The following is a 16,635-nucleotide window of genomic DNA, read 5'->3' on the forward strand; positions in this document are numbered from 1 at the left end:
ATTATATCTAAGCAGAACTGTCTTTCAAGGCACCGATGAAGGATGAAATTTAATTATATCTAAGCAGAACTGTCTTTCAAGGCACCGATGAAGGACAAAGTATAATTACATCTAAACAGAAATGTCTTTCATGGCACCGATGAAGGACAAAGTATAATTACATCTAAACAGAAATGTCTTTCATATACACGAATGAAAGACAAAGTTATTATATCTAGCGAACTATCCTTCCTAATACAACCGCTATTATTTCGGTTCTTCTGTTTTTTCTGGATTTAAATAGCGCTTATCATTCATAAATAAGCTCCAGAAGTAAAAGAAACCAGGAAATAGAATGGCAAACCCGGCTATATAAGTAGCGAGTATGGCCCTAAATGAATTTGGATCGGTAAAGGCTTCTTGAAAGGTTACTTCAGGATACACCATATACGGTAGGTGAGCCCTCCCATACACAAGGGCTGCTATTAAGTATTGAATGGTAATAGCAATAACTGAAAGCCTTGGCATCCCTTTAGGACCACCAGTTACAGAAGGTAGAAATAAGCCAAGGCCCCCTATTAAAAAGAAAATAACTGATGCGATTAGCAAAGGAAGACTTTCCATCATATTGTCATACAGCCATGATGCCTCTGTTCTGAGTGTTAACATAATGATGAACGCCATAATAAGCGAGATAGGTCCTAGTATAATAGCGTCTCTTCGATAAACATGATAGGCTTCATATTCCTCACCAGTTTTAGAATAGTCGGCTAATAAAAGTGATGAAAGAAATAAAGTACTACTGATTGCAAATCCAACAAAAGCATATTCATTGGGACTTGTAAAAAGCTTTGCTAAATCAAGAGTTTGTCTACCATCTGTAAAATCTACATAATTTCCATGTGTGATTGGCAAAACACTTATTAATAGACCTGGAATGATGATACCTGATATTCCAGAGATATAGGTAAGAGGCTTCCGGTATTCCGATGCAATATTCGAAAAAACGAGGAAGGCACTTCGAACAGCTAGTAATAGTAGAATCATACTTCCGGGAATTAATAGAACCGTCCCAAGGGTGTAAGCAGCTGTAGGGAATAAACTATAAACAGCAACTACGAGAGCAACGATAAACGTATTTGTAACCTCCCACGTCGGGGATAGATATCTGTTTGCTATGTTTGTTGCCTTTGTTTTGGTGCGGTTAATATAAACCATAGACCAAAAACCTGCCCCAAAGTCCATGGTAGCCATTACAGCATATATAAAAACAAATCCCCACAGCACCGTTATTGCTAGTAGAGCGTCTGTCATTCCTTACAACTCCTTTATTATGAAAAGATACCAAGATGCTAAACAAACATTTTTTTATAAAAAGCTGAGCTATAAAAACTAGTGAGGGTTACCCTTAATTATTTGCCCCATATAAAGGTACTCCTTTTTGCTCTGCACGATGAAGGTCATCCATAACTGTATTCTTTCTAAAGTAATATAGAAGCACAAACACGACGGCTATTCCTAAAACGACATAGATGGCTGCAAACATGATAAAGAGAATTCCTAAATTGGTTGCTGTTGTCACAGAATCCCCTGTCGCTAGTGTTCGATAAATAACCCAAGGTTGGCGTCCTGTACATGCAAAAATCCACCCAAATTCAATTCCTAAAATACTCATTGGGCCAGATGCCACAAATAACCACATGAGAAACTTAGGAAAGCGATCCTTTTTCAATAGCTTGTTCCATACGTAAGCTACTAAGGAAAGCATGATTAGTAATGTACCTACTCCGACCATTGCGTTAAAAAGGGTATGGACGAATAGAGGTGGCCATTCTTCCTCTGGCCATTCATTAAGGCCTAGCACAACAGTGTCAAAGCTATCCCCTGCAAGAAAGCTTAACGCCCAAGGAACATGTATGGCCCATTTGACTTTCTCTGTTTCACGGTCTGTGTACCCACCTATAGCTAATGGTGCGTGGGACTGGGTCTCAAATAAACCTTCAGCTGCTGCAAGTTTTTCAGGTTGATATTCATGTAGGTATTGTGCTGCTTCATGTCCATTAATCGCAGTGAAAAATGAAAAGATTCCACCAATAATTAAACTTAACATGAGTGCTTTTTTATGAAAGTTATAAATGCGTGTACCGAACTCCGATTTTAACATTTTGAAGGCTGCCACAGACGCAATAACAAATGCCCCAGTTGTGTAAGCAGAAAGGGCCACATGTGTTGCTGTAACTGCAAAGCTTGGATTGAAAAATGCTACCCATGGATCGACATTTGTAATTTGACCGTTTTCAATTGTAAAACCACGAGGAGTACCTTGCCATGCATGTACATTTGTAATTAGTACAGCAGATGCTAGTGCACCTAATGCCACAAGTACTAGGCTGGATATTCTAGCCCAGGGTGGAATTCTCTCAGCTGCATATACATAGATAGACATAAACAATGCTTCAATGAAAAAAGCATAAATTTCTATTTGGAATGGTAGAGCCATAACCACTCCGAGGACTTCCATAAACCCGGGCCAAAGTAATGAAAGCTGAACCCCAGCAATAGTTCCGGTTGGGATTCCAACTCCTAAGAGAATGGCAAATGCTTTTGTCCATCTCTTGGCCATCACGACATATTCCTGATCTTTTGTTTTTTGATACAGTAACTCAGCTGTTAACATCATAAGTGGGAGGCCAACCCCTATTGTTGCGAAAATAATATGAAACCCCATGGTTGTCCCAAATAACGATCGGGCAATCAGTAAATCATCCATCAGTTTATCTTCCCTTCCAAATTATCTACTTTGTTATTGTTTTCTATAAAGAAAAGAAATATGTAATGATTTCCTTGATTGGAAAAGAAACAACTTGGTAGAAAAGTTTAGAAGAAATTTTGGATATAAAAAACAAAAAACCTCCCAAGTAGGGAGGAAGAATGTCGATTAAACTAATTATTTAATGCTGTTTCTAGAGCTTTCAAATTATCTTGCATAATAGAAATATAAGTTCTATCTTCTTTAATATCTTGTTCTGTTAATACTGAAAGATTATGAAGAGATAGTGCTTCAGCATTCATTTCCTTTTGAACAATCTCCGTTAACTTTGAGCTAACATTTTGTTCAAAGAAAACATATTTTATTTCATGTTCTTTTGCAGTAGAAATGATTTGTTCAAGTTCTTTTTGTGAAGGTTCACTTGAAGTGGACAGGCCAGCAACACTAATTTGAGTGATACCATAACGCTTTTCCCAGTATCCATATGCTGCATGCGCAACTATGATTTCTTTATGCTTCGCTTCATGTAAGGTATGCTCGAATTCTTCATGTAAGTGGTCAAGTTCTTGAGCTAGTTTTTCAAAGTTTGTATTAAACTCATCTTCATGATCAGGTAACTGCTTAATTAGTTCAGCTTTAATCACTTCTGCTAATTCTTTTGTATATAGTGGGTCTAACCAAATGTGTGGATCAATATCTCCATGGTTATGCCCGTCATGTTCACTGTGTTCTTCCTCGTGAGACTCCTCAGAGTGGCCATCGCCTTCGCTATGTTCTTCTTCGTGAGACTCTTCAGAGTGGCCATCGCCTTCGCTATGCTCTTCTTCATGAGACTCTTCAGAATGGCCATCGCCTTCGCTATGTTCTTCTTCATGAGACTCTTCAGAATGGCCATCGCCTTCGCTGTGCTCTTCCTCATGAGACTCCTCAGAATGGCCATCACCTTCGCTGTGCTCTTCCTCATGAGACTCTTCAATATAAATGTTTTCCCCTGCTGCTAATAATGTAACATTTTCGTTCTCAAGAGTATTTTTTGCTTTTTCAACAAAACCTTCAAGACCCAATCCAACATATATAAACAGGTCTGAATCAGCCAAATTTATCATATCTTTTTGAGACGGTTCAAAGGTGTGTTCATCTGCGCCTGGTGGGTAGATGGTTTGAACGTTTACTAGATCTCCACCAATTTGTTCAGTTAGGTACATTAGTGGGTAAACCGTTGTGTAAATAGATAGTTTTGTCTCTTCCGTTGAAGAGCTCTCCTTAGTCGTCGTGTTCGACTCTTCTGAGCATCCTGATAAAAATAGGCTTGTTGGCAAAATCAATAAGATTAAATATAGAAGTTTTTTCATGATATCTCCCCTCGTTTCTTAAAACGTATTTATTTCGATTTAATTTTCAAAAAAATATAATTGATTCATAGTTAAGTATAATTAATACGAAACCGTTCCGATTTACACTATGTATCTTACAAAATATTTCACAGAATTGCAACCATTAAAATTGTCTACATTTGCTAAATTATGTATGCTTATAAATAGAATGATAACTTTATATTAAAGGGTGTTAGGATGAGACTTTTAGAAGAAATATTATATCATAATAATCAATTTGTGACAGAGAAAAGATATAAAGAGTACTCAACTACTAAATACCCAAATAAGAAAATGGTTATTTTAACATGCATGGACACTAGACTTCTTGAACTTTTGCCTAAGGCTCTGAATGTCGGAAATGGTGATGTTAAAATCGTTAAGAATGCAGGCGCTTTGGTTATGCACCCATTTGGGAGTATTATGAGGAGTTTATTGGTGGCTGTATATCAATTACAGGCACAAGAAATTTTAGTTATTGGTCATCATGATTGTGGAATGAGCGGAATAGTAGCTGAAGATGTTATCGAAAACATGATGCAAAGAGGCGTCAAGAGTGAGACGTTAGAAATGCTATGCTACTCAGGGATTAACGTTACTGAATGGCTTACCGGCTTTGAGAAAGTTACAGAAAGCGTAGCACATAGTGTTGAAATGATAAAGAAACATCCTTTACTGCCTAAGGATGTGCCCGTTCATGGTTTAGTTATAAATCCTGAAACAGGTAAACTAGATGTAGTAAAGGAAGGCTATGATTTATCCGCTGTCTTTTTTTCCGGAACTGGATCGATACCTCCAGGGTGAAAGGGATGACATTTTAGAATCCTTTTAATGGTCAGCCAGCTTCCTTTAAGGGGTCCGAATCTTTTGATTGCTTCTAAACCATAATGAGAGCATGTAGGATAAAACCTACATGTAGGTGGCTTTAGTGGCGAAATCACAACTTGATAAAAGCGGATAATGGCTAGTAGTATTTTATTTATCATGATTCAATCTTCCTACCTTATACCATAAGGATTATTTCTTAAAAAGATACCATACTAAGTGATATTAGTCTAACATTCCGTAATTCTCTGTGATACATAAGACCAACTCGGATTAATTTGATGAAAATACTCGGAATTTAATGTATAATAAATTAAAGATTATAAAAGGAGTGATTGTTTTGCCTTCAGTAGAAAGCTTTGAACTAGATCATAATGCGGTTAAAGCACCCTATGTAAGACACTGTGGCGTTCATAAAGTAGGTACAGATGGTGTTGTAAATAAATATGATATTCGTTTTTGTCAGCCAAACAAGCAGGCTATGAAACCAGATGCTATCCATACATTAGAACATTTATTAGCAATTAACATTCGTACACATGCTGAAAAGTATGACCATTTTGATATTATTGATATTTCCCCAATGGGTTGCCAAACAGGCTACTACTTAGTAGTTAGTGGAGAGCCAACAGTGGATGAAATTATTGATTTACTTGAAGATACTTTAAAAGAAGCTGTTGAGGTGGATGTAATACCTGCAGCGACTCCGAAGGAATGCGGTCAAGCGAAGCTTCATGATTTAGAAGGAGCTAAACGTTTAATGCGATTCTGGCTTGAACAAACGAAAGAAAACTTAAGAGAAGTATTCTAACAAAAAACACCGGATGAATAGGATCATCCGGTGTTTTACTATATCGATGTCCTCATTATGGATGATTCTATAAAATCGGAGATAGTAACCTCGAAATAGATTCTTTGAATCTGATTTTCCGCGAGCGTTGCATGTAGGCATCTTCTGTTAGCTCTGTAGAGACGGTCATATCCTTCTTAAAGCTCTTTTGTAATGCCTTAGAAATTAGCTCATCATAAATAAAAGCGTTAACTTCAAAGTTTAATCGGAAGCTTCTAACATCAATGTTTGCAGTTCCAACAGATGACACTTTGCCATCGACTACCAGTGATTTTGAGTGAATAAAACCATTATCGTAAATAAAAATCTTTGCACCGGTTTTAAGCATTTCACCTATGTATGAATACGTAGCCCAATACACAAACATGTGGTCAGGTTTATTCGGAATCATAATTCTAACATCCACACCAGATAGAGAGGCAATTCTTAACGAATCCAAAAGACTTGCATCAGGGATAAAATAGGGAGTCTGTATCCAAATAGATTTCTTAGCGGATGTTATCATTTTAATATAACCATTTTTGATTTGTTCCCATTCTGAATCTGGGCCACTTGTGACGATTTGAATCCCTGTCTTCCCAATGGAAGTATAGCTGTCAGGGAAATATTCTGGAGAATAATTAATGTCATGTCGGTCAGATGCTTGGTTCCAGTCTAAAATAAATCTCGTTTGGATGGCATGGACAGCATCTCCCTCAATTCTAAGGTGAGTATCACGCCAGTAACCGAACTTGGGGTCCAGTCCTAAGTATTCATCCCCAACATTAAAACCACCTACATATCCTACTTGTCCATCAAAAATTGCTAGTTTTCGATGATTTCGGTAATTCATACGGAGATTGATAAAACTTAGTTTTGCCGGGAAGAAAACTTCCACTTCTCCACCTGCTCGTCTTAGCTCTTTGAAGAATGTATTAGTTAGTCTCCTTGATCCGAGGTCGTCATAAAGGACTCTGACCTTAACTCCCTCTAGTGCTTTCTTAGTTAGCGCCTGGATGACCTTCCTACCAATATTATCATTTTTTAGGATGTAATATTGAAGATGAATATGTTGTTTAGCTTTTTCAATATCTTGAAGAAGCGCTTCGAATTTTTCTTTACCGTCGTTAAAGATATGAACCGTATTATTTTGAGTCAAGACTGCATCGTTATTAATCAGATGCATGTAAATTAGGTCCCGATTATCTTTTTCAGTTTTATTTGCAAAAAGGAATTGATTTGTATTGAGTTTGTTGATTTGTTCAGATATAAGCTGTTCTAATCCAATTTTCTTTCGATCTTCCCATAAAAACAACTTATGTTTACTCAAGTTTTTCCCAAAAAGTAAATATAAAAAGAATCCAAATCCAGGGATAAAGAATAGAACCAAAATCCAAGCCCAGGTTGCTCCAGCATCTCTACGTTCAAGGAAAATAAGAATGATCGCGAAAAAGATATTTAGTACAAAGATAATCCCAAGTAATACAGAAAAAATTTCCATAGGTTGTTCCCCACGACTTTATTTTTAAATAATGGATTTACGGTTGTTGCTCGTTAGCTTTAGAATCATAATCTGCCTGTTTTAAGTGTGGATTATCCTCAAGAGAGTCAACTGTATGTTTATAATCATATGCTTTGGATGTAGTTAATACACTCAAAAGTAATACTACGAAAACAATAATAATACTAATAATTAAGACTATGGTCATTTTTTCGCCTCCTAGAGTAAAGCAAAATTCCAAATCCTATCAGATTCATTTTATCATGAAAATGTTTGTTTTTATTGTAAAAATGAACGCAAACTTTTACGTTTTAATACATTCTTTAAGGGTAATATAAATGTGGGAGGATGATATATATGTCAATTGAATTAGTACAAACTGTCAACAAACAAGTAGCGAACTGGACTGTGCTGTATGTTAAACTCCATAATTTCCATTGGTATGTGAAAGGAAAAGGGTTCTTTACTCTTCATGAAAAATTTGAAGAACTTTATAATGAAGCAAATCAACATATTGATGAGTTGGCAGAAAGAATTCTAGCACTAGAGGGAAATCCTGTTGCAACGATGAAAGAATGCTTGCAGCTTGCCACTGTTCAAGAAGCAACAGGAAATGAAAATGAAGAGCAAATGGTTAAATCAGTTACCGAGGATTTCGAAAAACTAGTTGAAGAGTTACAAACTGGTATTGATTTAGCTGAACAAGCGGATGACGAGGGTACAGCAGATATGCTAATATCCATTAAGCAAAGTTTAAAGAAACATATTTGGATGTTTAAAGCATACTTAGGATAACGAGATGAAGCTGGCTTTGTGGAAAAGTCAGCTTTTTTGTCGGCAAAATGTGGGAATATATGCTAAACTGTTGTTAGAGAGTTTTCAAAGTGGAGGTTTACTTATGGAATTATCACAAATGATGGCGAGGCAAGTAGGTGAGCTTCAACATACGTTAAATCTTAATCTTCTCTCTAGCCAGATGGCCACTCAAACGGCTGCAGTTACTACAATGATTGAAGATATGACTCAAACTCAAAAAGCTGTCCAAGCTCCCCACCCATATTTAGGGTCACGATTAGATGTAAAAGGATAAAATGAGAAAGAGCTGACTTATGTGGTCAGCTCTTTTTTCTATTACGTTTTATGTATTAGTGTAAATTTCTTTGGTGAAAGGAAGATGCCCTTCGTTGCCCATATTCTTCTTGTGCGAACTTTCCTTTTAATCCCTCAATTAAGTATAGCCCCATAAGGTCATAAAGTTCCTGTTTATCTAAGTCGTTAATCATTTTTAATATATCTTCTTTCGTCATTTCCTCTAGAATCGCAAAAGCAAGCATATCAATATCTTCATCATCACCCGTTAACTTATCACGATAGAATTCATAAATTTCGTCCACTAACTTCAGTTTCTCCACCCCCTAGTTAAATTTCTTATATTTTTATCATTATACTTATTAGATACCCTTAAATATGTGAAATATTCTATAAATTTTTTAAGGAATGATGTAAAAAAACTGGTCAGGTGCGAAACACTAAGAGAAAACACTTAGAAAAGTTGAGGTGAACAAAAATGGATAATATAAAAAAGACATATTATATAGCGGTTGGAACTGGCGAAATCTCTCAGAGTAGTACAAGTTCGCCTTGGAATTTTAAAATTGAAGCGACAGACGAAGAAATAACAGCATTAAGAGAATATTTCGAACAAAATTACTCAACGGATTGGCAAAACTTTTTTAGGGCCCATGTACCCTATGTGCAATATCATTATGATCGGGAAAATGATGCCTATGATGACACCATGAAAAAAGTGTATGGAATGATATATAGGCTTGGGGATGACGATGCAAAGAAACATATTGAATCGATGGGGATTTTAGAACAGGATACCCATGAATAAATAATAAGCCGCTTCCTTTGGAGGGAAGCGGCCAATAATAGATATTTACATTTCCATTTCTACTGCTGTTTTTAATACATCCTCAGGAATGGTAATCTCTGTTAACTCGTTATATTTTGTATACTCACCATTCATATTTTGAATAATGTTGATTGTCTGTCCGTCTGTAGTCATATCCATATTCATCTTTATATCCAATTTTGTTGGATAGAAAGTAGTTTTATCCAGGACAAATGTATATTGTAGTTCATTAATAACCATGTTTTCCATTAACTCTGTATTTGCAGCTAATTCTGGTGGAAGTCCTTGAAGAGCTATTTCTTTAATGAATGAGTTAAATTTTTCTCCAGAAGCATTTAGGCTCAAAATGAAATTAGCATCGTCCTGCTCAAATTTAAAATCATCTACAAATTCTTGTAGTTTCTTAAGCTCTTCAGCTGGGTTTGTCTGTTGGTCTGATAATTGAATTAATTGATCGGACATTTCACTAGGAAACTTCATCCAAGTTTGACCAGCAGCATCGTATAAGAATAAGCCATCTTTTGAAAAATAGCTCTCCATTTCTATTGCTTCCTCAGAGCCCTCCATCTTCATAGACATAGTTTGATAATACGCCATAGGTTCTGTCACAATATCCATGTTCACTGATGACTCGATTTTAATTGGAGCTTCTTCTTGGTCAGAAGCCATTTCTTGACCCATTTCCATGCTCATGGAGAAGCTTTTTAAGCTTTCTGAAGCCTCTACAGATTTATTTAACACTTCCTCAAGTGTTAGTTCTGAATTTTCAGTTGCACTTGGTTCTTCGTTTGTACCTTTAGTTGAGTCTTTTTCGGCTACAGGTTCAGCTGTTTGAGTACAAGCTGCTAGCATAAAAACTAGAAAGAATCCTGCTAAGATGGTAAGAGTCTTTTTCAATATCTACATCCCCTTTTTGTTATTCTTGCTTCTATACGAACTAAAAGGTAAAAGGTTTCATTTTCATATTTAGTTGTATATGAGTACAATAGAATTATCCTATATAATAATAGCATGAAGAATGAAGCTTTTGAGGGGTATTTTATGGAAGAGTTTAAAGATTTTAATGGGAATACGGTGCGGCTGTCTTTTAAACCTAATACTTTTATAAAACTAGCTAAGCATGTCTTGGTCATTTGTGAGTACAATGGGCAGTGGGTGCTTACTAATCATAAAAAGCGTGGATTGGAGTTTCCAGGAGGGAAAGTTGAAGCAGATGAAACGCTAGAAGCTGCTGCAAAGCGTGAGGTCTATGAAGAAACAGGTGCTGTTATAAGGTCTCTTGATCATATTGGCGACTATGAAGTGTTGGACAAGAACAATATCTTTATCAAGGCTATTTTTTATGGGAAAGTAGAAAGGATTGTCCCTAAAGAAAATTATCTTGAAACAGATGGTCCTGTTCTCATTGGGGAAGACTTATTGGAAAAAAGGTTAGATAGTCAATATAGCTTTATCATGAAGGACAGAGTTATAGAAGAAAGTCTTAAGTATGTAAACGGCATAAGAAAACAAAATTTGTAGCCGGGATGTATAGTATAGGCGAGAGGATAGAATCCATAGTGGTTTTATTCTTTTTGTTTTCAAAAAATAATGAAATTTATCGTCCCTCTTCTCCATTCGAAACCTTTGTCTTTCTAATACGTACATAAAAGTAAGGATATCTTTACTTAAGGAGGGAGCTTCTCTGATGATTCAGACTACGAACGTTACAGAATGCCCAAAATGCGGTGAGAAAGAAATAGGAGTAGGAAAACATAGTGGCTATGCAGCTATGTACCCTGATAACAAAATGAGCCTAGGTTCTGATGTGAAATACCTTATTTGTACGGAGTGTGGTTTCATTATTGAAAGCTATGTGTCAAAGCCCCATAAATTTAAAGGGACCTTATGGCAGTTAAAATCTTAAAGAGCCTGGGGAACTCCCAAGCTCTTTTCACATTTCATTACGAACCATGTTTAATCAATTTTTTCTCCAATAAATCAACAAGCTGATACATGATGGTTGCAAATACGGCTATTACTAGAAGTGATAGGATAACAAGAGTAAAGTTAAATACTTGGAAACCGTAGATGATCATGTACCCTAGCCCTCTTGAGGATACTAAAAATTCCCCAACAATGACTCCGACCCATGAAAGCCCAACATTAACCTTCAAAGTCGAAATTATGGTAGGAAATGAGGCTGGAAGGATTGCTTCTTTAAAGCTCTGCATTCTTGTAGCTCCAAAGGTGTTTAGCACTTTTAGATAGTTCGGATCTACTTCTCTAAAAGAGGTATACACAACAATGGTTGTAATAATGACCGAGATTAAAGCTCCCATTGCAACAATGGACCCAAAATTAGGACCTAGCGCAACGATTAATATAGGACCTAATGCAATTTTCGGCATTGCATTTAATACGACAAGATAGGGATCAAGTACTTTTGAAATCAAAGGTGACCACCAAAGAATGGCTGCCAAAACAGTCCCTAACAATGTACCAAGAATAAAACCAAAGACAGTTTCTCCTAGTGTAACACCGAGATTTGCTAGTAGAGATCCATCCTGGACTTTTTCAATGAGAAGATTCCAAACTTTTGAAGGGGAGCTGAAGACCAATGGGTCAATCCAACGTTTTTGGCTTGCTAGTTCCCATCCAGAAAAGAAAAGAATGAATATGATGATCTGGTAAAACCGCACCCATCTCTTTTCACGTTTTAAAGATTCGATATATTTTTGATGGAGGAGTTCAATGTTCGTTTTCGGACTCAAGGGATTCCAACTCCTTCCAGATACTCTCGAAGATTTTAGTGAATGAGCTATGATTACGTGCTTTAAATGGAGGTAATTTCTTTAATTCTTCTGGGACGATAAATGTTCGATGAAGCTGGCCAGGTCTGGCTGAAAATAGAAAAATACGATCACTCATGGCAATCGCCTCACCGATATCATGAGTAACCAAAATGGCAGTTTTACCAAACTGTTTTAAAGTAGTAGATACCAAATCTTCTAACCTTAATTTCGTTTGATAATCAAGGGCGGAAAATGGTTCATCTAGCATCAAGAGCTTAGGTTCAGTTGCTAATGTTCGAACTAACGCTACTCTTTGTCTCATTCCTCCTGATAATTGATTGGGATATTGACTTTCAAATCCCTTAAGCCCCATTTCATCTAGTAATTCAAGAGCATTCTGTTTCTTAGAAGAATCTAATTTATCCATTAGCTTTAACCCTAATAAAATGTTTTCTTCAATGGTCTTCCAAGGAAAGAGGTAATCCTGCTGGAGCATGTAACCTATTTTGTTTTGCTTTCGATTAATAGTTTTATTCTCTAAAGTAATTAATCCCTCTGTAGGTTTGAATAATCCTGCAATGATAGATAGTAAAGTTGTTTTACCGCATCCGCTAGGACCGAGAAAGGAGACAAATTCTCCTTCCTCAACCTCAAGCGAAATATCGGAGAGGGCCGTTGTTGCAGAGTTTTTTGTGAAATATGTGTGGTGTATACCATCAACCTTTAAAAAAGTCATCTCGCGGCCTCCTCTAAAAAATTTAATTTAAAAGGGTAACGGAATCACTCATATCGGCGATTCCGCTTTTTTTTTATTCCATTACGCTTTCAGCAATTTCTGTGTTAACGAGTGTTCCATGGTCAACACGTGCAGGTAGCTCTCCTGCTTCATCCATAATGTCTTGTAGATTGTTCCACTCTTCCTCATCAAGTACAGGATTTGTTGCAAAAGATCCTTGACTCTTATAACGATCTACAACCATTTCAATTAATTCAATATCTGTATCTGAGAAGTGAGGCTGAATAGCTTCAGCAACATCTTTTGCAGAATTGGATTCTACCCATTGCTGAGCTTTATAGATGGCACGAGTAAATTTTTCTACTGCTTCTTTGTTGTCGTTGATAAAGCTTTCTTTAGCCATAAAAGTAGTGTATGGAACATGGCCTGATTCCGTTCCGAAAGAGGCTACGATATGTCCTCTACCTTCCTGTTCAAAAACACTAGCTTGTGGTTCAAACAATTGAACAAAGTCACCAGTACCAGAAGCAAAGGCACTTGAAATATTAGCAAAGTCAATGTTTTGTATTAATTCAAGATCCTCTTGTGGATCAATGCCATGTTTCTTTAAAACAAATTCACCAACCATTTGTGGCATACCGCCTTTACGTTGTCCAAGGAAGGTGGAGCCTTTTAATTGATCCCAAGAGAAGTTATCGATTTTATCTCTCGAAACAAGGAACGTACCGTCTGTTTGAGTAAGTTGGGCAAAATTAATCACCGGATCATCGGACCCTTGTGTAGATACGTAAATCGATGTTTCTGAACCTACAAGTCCTATGTCTGCACCATCAGATAGGAGTGCAGTCATAACCTTATCCCCACCTGGAGTAGTCGTTAGTTCAACATTTAGCCCCTCTTCCTCAAAGAAGCCTTTTTCTAGGGCAACATATTGAGGAGCATAGAAAATGGAATGAGTTACTTCTGCTATCTTTACGGTTTGAACTTCTTCATTATTACACGCTGCTAAAGGTATAATAAGAAAGGCAATTACAAGCACAGAGAAACCGACCTTAAACCACTTTTTCATAAAATATAGACCTCCTAAATTACACAGATAAAATTTCATTTCGCTAACATATCGTATGAACATGATGAAAAATGTGTGAATGCCTATATTGGGAAAAATATATTTGTATCTTTTTCAGAGCGTCAGTTTTTAAATTAAGTATCTTTGGTCAGATTGGAGATGAAAATATGGAACTATATAATGGTGAAATGATTACAAAACAAAGATTCCCTTCTCCAAACCCAAATATTGAGCTATCAATTGTTACATACTATTCAGGTAGTCTGAAAGTGAAAGGGTTGTTAGCGGAACCGAAGGGAAATGGGATGTATGAGGGTTTCCTTTATTTACGTGGAGGGATTAAAAATGTAGGAAAGGTCCGTCCAGGGCGAATCGTTCAGTTTGCTTCTGAGGGATTCATTGTGTTTGCTCCTTTTTACCGTGGAAATCAAGGGGGGGAAGGCAATGAAGATTTCGCTGGAGAAGATCGAGAGGATGCTTTCGGAGCTTTTAAAATATTGAGGAATCACCCACAAGTTAGGAAGGTACATGTTTTTGGATTTTCAAGAGGTGGGGTAATGGCTTTATTAACTGCGATTGAATTTCCTGAAACAGCTTCTCTTGTAACATGGGGTGGCGTTAGTGATATGTTTTTAACTTACGTAGAGCGGAAAGATTTACGCAGAATGATGAAAAGAGTCATAGGAGGAACACCAACTAAGTTTCCAGATCGATATCAGTATAGAACACCACTCTTTCATCTAGATAAATTGAAAACTCCAACATTAATTATTCATGGTGTAAAAGATCATAACGTTTCTGTAGACCATGCATATCGACTTGAAAAAAGGTTAAAAGCTCTAGGAAAAAAGGTTGAAAGCTGGTACTTTGATGATTTCACTCATTACTTTCCTCCAGCTATGAATCGAAATGTCGTTTCTGACCTAACAAAATGGATGAAAAATCAATTGATTGAATGATAAAATAAAGGTGATGCGGACTCTTATTAGTGAATAGTAGAAGTAAGTAAATAAAACACATAAAACAGAGCTGAGGTGAGATGAATGGGAATGCCTTTAGAGCTAAATACATTAATTGTTACGAAAGGGAAAGAGACCCGAGTGGCAGAAAACCTTTTCTCTCTAGTAAAGGAAGGGTATAGACTCTATCCAATTGATATTCCGATTGAAGTGAGGAGAACAATTGGTGGAGAGTTAAGTGGTACAGCAAAAATAAAAAAGGTAGAGCTTGAAAATAATCAAACAACGATTACATATGAACTCGTCGCATTACACTCAATCAATTAAGCAGGGCTATTAAATGCTCCTGCTTTTTTGTTTTTTTCAAACAATCGTAAATAAAAATCTTGATAAAAAGTGTAAGATTTTCAGATTTCACTCCGTCTTATTAGTGAAGGAAGGGGGCAGAGACCACGTGGAGGCCGGCCAACAAATTGAGAAATGGTTTTATAAATATGAAAAAGATATTTTAAATTATTTAATTTATTATACAGGTTCGATGGATGTAGAGGATTTAGTTCAGGATACCTTTATAAAAGCATACCAAGCATATGACCGTTATAGAAGTGATGCGAATCCAAAAACTTGGTTGATCTCAATTGCAAGAAATACAGCCATTGATTCCTACAGGAAAAAAGGAATTCTAAACAAACTAAAACAGAAGTTACTAAATGAGAGGCCCGATAAGGTGTCACCTGCTCCAATTGAACAATTACTAAAGGACCTTGAGTCAAAGAACCTATACGAAGCCATTAGTAAACTTAAAACAAATTATCGAGATGTTGTTTTACTTAGAGGGATTGCTGAGTTATCTTCTGCAGAAGCAGCTCAGGTATTGGGGTGGAGTGTAAATAAAGTGAATGTTACATTTTCGCGAGCTACTTCTAAATTAAATTCAGTGCTAAAGGAGGGAATAGAGTATGAGCAATCTTTCTGAGCATGAGCTATTAAAGAAAATGAAAAGTCTACCTAAGCATGAACTTTCGAATGAGGAGAGAACACGGATGGTTTATAAAATAAGAAATCAACAAGAACAAAAAGTCAGACCTACCCTTCTTACGAAATTAGGTGTCTGGACGGCAGTTTTAATGCTTTTAATCATCGGACCTATTTTGTACTATTCAAACTTGGATTCAAGTCAAACTAACCAAGCTAGCGGTGTAGAGAAAGCTCCCGAAGCCATTACATTTACCATTATTGATGAAGACGGAAACCCGCAATATTCAGATCAAATCATAGGAGTTCCTAATAAACTTGGGATTCTAGCACCTGAAATATGGATGGCTAATGATAAACAAAGTGTTGCAAAAATCATGACATTTGTTTGGGGAGAGCCTGATGAGTTAGTTGGCCAAAGACTGAAAGTGGAAGGTCAGCATGTCGAAACAGGTGAAGTAATTGAATTAAGTAGCGTAGAACTAGGGGGCGGCTTATACGGGACTGGTGCAAGTGCCGTAACAAGCTTTAAACCTTTTACGAAAACAGGGTTGTGGAATTTAAATTATTTCGTGGAGGGAGAAGAGTTTGGTAGCTTTTTAATCTATGTGGAGGAGCCGCATATTAAAATCGGAAATTCAAAATTATTTATTTCGGAAGGGAATTTAACGGTAGGGATTCATGAGGATATAAAAATTGAATCGACTATTCCAAATTTACCGGAAGAAGTACATTTGCAAATGTTTTATGAATCAGCAGAAAGACTTTCTGGAAACAGTGTTATATTTACGAGGACAGGAGTATCTGGTGGAATTACGACTTATACTGGAGACTTAAATATAAAGTATAGTGGTGAAGTTGAGATTAGATTCATGAGTAGTACGACTACTGTTACGGTTATAGAAAAATAGATAGAAAAAGGGATTC

The 16,635-nt window shown here is 36.6% G+C and carries 22 protein-coding genes; 11 read left to right on the forward strand and 11 right to left on the reverse strand.

The window, feature by feature from the left end; all coding sequences use genetic code 11:
* Positions 1-246 precede the first annotated feature (246 nt).
* From ACFYKX_RS22355 to ACFYKX_RS22365, 3 genes are all read right to left on the reverse strand, one after another.
* Positions 247-1,293: a cytochrome d ubiquinol oxidase subunit II gene (locus ACFYKX_RS22355; protein WP_389363736.1), complete on the reverse strand. Its 1,047-nt coding sequence runs from the start codon at positions 1,291-1,293 to the stop codon at positions 247-249.
* Between the two features lie 94 nt (positions 1,294-1,387).
* Positions 1,388-2,749: a cytochrome ubiquinol oxidase subunit I gene (locus ACFYKX_RS22360; RefSeq protein WP_389363738.1), complete on the reverse strand. Its 1,362-nt coding sequence runs from the start codon at positions 2,747-2,749 to the stop codon at positions 1,388-1,390.
* Positions 2,750-2,922: 173 nt separating this feature from the next.
* Positions 2,923-4,101 (reverse strand): metal ABC transporter solute-binding protein, Zn/Mn family, encoded by a 1,179-nt coding sequence (locus ACFYKX_RS22365; RefSeq protein WP_389363740.1) that lies wholly within the window; start codon positions 4,099-4,101, stop codon positions 2,923-2,925.
* A 219-nt stretch (positions 4,102-4,320) separates the two neighbouring features.
* On the opposite strand from ACFYKX_RS22365, the gene ACFYKX_RS22370 reads away from it, so the two are divergent.
* Positions 4,321-4,926, forward strand: a complete 606-nt coding sequence (locus ACFYKX_RS22370) for a beta-class carbonic anhydrase (RefSeq protein WP_389363742.1) — start codon at positions 4,321-4,323, stop codon at positions 4,924-4,926.
* Here the strand turns inward: ACFYKX_RS22370 and yidD are convergent.
* On the reverse strand, positions 4,872-5,108 hold the full coding sequence (gene yidD / locus ACFYKX_RS22375) for a membrane protein insertion efficiency factor YidD (protein ID WP_389363744.1): 237 nt from the start codon (positions 5,106-5,108) through the stop codon (positions 4,872-4,874). The genes ACFYKX_RS22370 and yidD overlap by 55 nt on opposite strands.
* Positions 5,109-5,287: 179 nt before the next feature.
* Between yidD and ACFYKX_RS22380 the strand changes: the two genes are divergently transcribed.
* Positions 5,288-5,758, forward strand: a complete 471-nt coding sequence (locus tag ACFYKX_RS22380; RefSeq protein ID WP_389363746.1) for an S-ribosylhomocysteine lyase — start codon at positions 5,288-5,290, stop codon at positions 5,756-5,758.
* Between the two features lie 67 nt (positions 5,759-5,825).
* On the opposite strand, the gene cls is transcribed toward ACFYKX_RS22380, so the two are convergent.
* Together cls and ytzI are read right to left on the reverse strand one after the other, a co-directional pair.
* On the reverse strand, positions 5,826-7,277 hold the full coding sequence (gene cls, locus ACFYKX_RS22385) for a cardiolipin synthase (RefSeq protein ID WP_389363748.1): 1,452 nt from the start codon (positions 7,275-7,277) through the stop codon (positions 5,826-5,828).
* Positions 7,278-7,314: 37 nt separating this feature from the next.
* Entirely contained in the window at positions 7,315-7,485 is a 171-nt protein-coding gene (gene ytzI, locus ACFYKX_RS22390; protein WP_389363750.1) for a YtzI protein, read from the reverse strand.
* A gap of 149 nt (positions 7,486-7,634) precedes the next feature.
* Between ytzI and ACFYKX_RS22395 the strand changes: the two genes are divergently transcribed.
* Together ACFYKX_RS22395 and ACFYKX_RS22400 are read left to right on the forward strand one after the other, a co-directional pair.
* On the forward strand, positions 7,635-8,072 hold the full coding sequence (locus ACFYKX_RS22395; protein WP_389363752.1) for a Dps family protein: 438 nt from the start codon (positions 7,635-7,637) through the stop codon (positions 8,070-8,072).
* 103 nt (positions 8,073-8,175) lie between these two features.
* On the forward strand, positions 8,176-8,367 hold the full coding sequence (locus ACFYKX_RS22400) for a polyribonucleotide nucleotidyltransferase (protein WP_389363754.1): 192 nt from the start codon (positions 8,176-8,178) through the stop codon (positions 8,365-8,367).
* 55 nt (positions 8,368-8,422) lie between these two features.
* On the opposite strand, the gene ACFYKX_RS22405 is transcribed toward ACFYKX_RS22400, so the two are convergent.
* Positions 8,423-8,680, reverse strand: coding sequence for a DUF6154 family protein (locus ACFYKX_RS22405; protein WP_389363911.1), 258 nt, complete (start codon positions 8,678-8,680; stop codon positions 8,423-8,425).
* Positions 8,681-8,844: 164 nt separating this feature from the next.
* Between ACFYKX_RS22405 and ACFYKX_RS22410 the strand changes: the two genes are divergently transcribed.
* On the forward strand, positions 8,845-9,174 hold the full coding sequence (locus ACFYKX_RS22410; protein ID WP_389363756.1) for a hydrolase: 330 nt from the start codon (positions 8,845-8,847) through the stop codon (positions 9,172-9,174).
* A 45-nt stretch (positions 9,175-9,219) separates the two neighbouring features.
* Here the strand turns inward: ACFYKX_RS22410 and ACFYKX_RS22415 are convergent, their stop codons facing one another.
* Positions 9,220-10,092 carry a DUF6612 family protein gene (locus ACFYKX_RS22415; RefSeq protein ID WP_389363758.1) on the reverse strand — a complete coding sequence of 291 codons (873 nt, stop codon included), beginning with the start codon at positions 10,090-10,092 and terminating at the stop codon, positions 9,220-9,222.
* Positions 10,093-10,236: 144 nt separating this feature from the next.
* On the opposite strand from ACFYKX_RS22415, the gene ytkD reads away from it, so the two are divergent.
* Together ytkD and ACFYKX_RS22425 are read left to right on the forward strand one after the other, a co-directional pair.
* Positions 10,237-10,716, forward strand: a complete 480-nt coding sequence (ytkD, locus tag ACFYKX_RS22420) for an RNA deprotection pyrophosphohydrolase (protein WP_389363760.1) — start codon at positions 10,237-10,239, stop codon at positions 10,714-10,716.
* Positions 10,717-10,882: 166 nt separating this feature from the next.
* A complete protein-coding gene (locus ACFYKX_RS22425; protein ID WP_389363762.1) occupies positions 10,883-11,101 on the forward strand; it encodes a transcription initiation factor TFIIIB in 219 nt (72 codons plus the stop codon).
* Between the two features lie 37 nt (positions 11,102-11,138).
* Here ACFYKX_RS22425 and ACFYKX_RS22430 read toward each other — a convergent pair whose 3' ends face one another.
* From ACFYKX_RS22430 to ACFYKX_RS22440, 3 genes are all read right to left on the reverse strand, one after another.
* Positions 11,139-11,948 carry an ABC transporter permease gene (locus tag ACFYKX_RS22430; protein ID WP_389363764.1) on the reverse strand — a complete coding sequence of 270 codons (810 nt, stop codon included), beginning with the start codon at positions 11,946-11,948 and terminating at the stop codon, positions 11,139-11,141.
* Positions 11,926-12,705, reverse strand: a complete 780-nt coding sequence (locus tag ACFYKX_RS22435) for an ABC transporter ATP-binding protein (protein WP_389363766.1) — start codon at positions 12,703-12,705, stop codon at positions 11,926-11,928. Before ACFYKX_RS22435 ends, ACFYKX_RS22430 begins: the two co-directional genes overlap by 23 nt.
* Positions 12,706-12,778: 73 nt before the next feature.
* Positions 12,779-13,774, reverse strand: a complete 996-nt coding sequence (locus tag ACFYKX_RS22440; RefSeq protein ID WP_389363768.1) for an ABC transporter substrate-binding protein — start codon at positions 13,772-13,774, stop codon at positions 12,779-12,781.
* Between the two features lie 167 nt (positions 13,775-13,941).
* Between ACFYKX_RS22440 and ACFYKX_RS22445 the strand changes: the two genes are divergently transcribed.
* The 4 genes from ACFYKX_RS22445 to ACFYKX_RS22460 all read left to right on the forward strand — a co-directional run bounded on the left by ACFYKX_RS22445 (position 13,942) and on the right by ACFYKX_RS22460 (position 16,619).
* The gene (locus tag ACFYKX_RS22445) at positions 13,942-14,733 is read left to right on the forward strand and encodes an alpha/beta hydrolase family protein (RefSeq protein WP_389363770.1); all 792 of its coding nucleotides are present in this window, start codon (positions 13,942-13,944) and stop codon (positions 14,731-14,733) included.
* A gap of 84 nt (positions 14,734-14,817) precedes the next feature.
* Positions 14,818-15,060, forward strand: a complete 243-nt coding sequence (locus tag ACFYKX_RS22450; RefSeq protein ID WP_389363772.1) for a DUF2584 domain-containing protein — start codon at positions 14,818-14,820, stop codon at positions 15,058-15,060.
* A gap of 127 nt (positions 15,061-15,187) precedes the next feature.
* Positions 15,188-15,709: an RNA polymerase sigma factor gene (locus tag ACFYKX_RS22455; RefSeq protein WP_389363774.1), complete on the forward strand. Its 522-nt coding sequence runs from the start codon at positions 15,188-15,190 to the stop codon at positions 15,707-15,709.
* On the forward strand, positions 15,693-16,619 hold the full coding sequence (locus ACFYKX_RS22460) for a hypothetical protein (protein WP_389363776.1): 927 nt from the start codon (positions 15,693-15,695) through the stop codon (positions 16,617-16,619). The genes ACFYKX_RS22455 and ACFYKX_RS22460 overlap by 17 nt, the downstream gene beginning before the upstream one ends.
* Positions 16,620-16,635: the final 16 nt, after the last annotated feature.

This window comes from Cytobacillus spartinae (genome assembly GCF_042865285.1).
In the GTDB taxonomy this organism is placed as follows: domain Bacteria; phylum Bacillota; class Bacilli; order Bacillales; family Cytobacillaceae; genus Robertmurraya_A; species Robertmurraya_A spartinae.